This window comes from Paraburkholderia sp. J7 (genome assembly GCF_905220155.1).
GTDB lineage: Bacteria > Pseudomonadota > Gammaproteobacteria > Burkholderiales > Burkholderiaceae > Paraburkholderia.
Genome location: NZ_CAJMYZ010000129.1, coordinates 1 through 290, shown reverse-complemented (window position 1 = coordinate 290; position 290 = coordinate 1). Strand labels below are relative to the sequence as shown.

Genomic DNA, 290 nt, shown 5'->3' with positions numbered 1-290 from the left:
AGCTTGCGCATCAGGTCAAGCTCTGCATCCGAGCGGGTCAGTCCGAGAAAGGCGCGCTTGACCACGCCGATGCCGTGCTCCGCCGAGATGCACCCGCCCGCGTCGCGCACCGTCTCGTAGACGAGCGCCTCGACATCGAGCAGCGCGGCTTCGTCGGCGTACGGGCCGCTTAGTACGTGCAGATTGCCGTCGCCGAGATGGCCGAAGAACAGATGCTTCTGCTGTGCAAACTTCTCTTCGAGCCGCGCGCGCAGCGTCGCGACGCAACGTTCCATCTCTTCCATCGGCAC

The 290-nt window shown here is 64.8% G+C and carries 1 protein-coding gene; it reads right to left on the bottom strand.

The window, feature by feature from the left end; translation table 11 throughout:
- Window positions 1–290, bottom strand: a 290-nt coding sequence (locus tag U5A58_RS40635) for an FAD-linked oxidase C-terminal domain-containing protein (RefSeq protein ID WP_321965478.1), incomplete at both ends; no start/stop codon positions are given.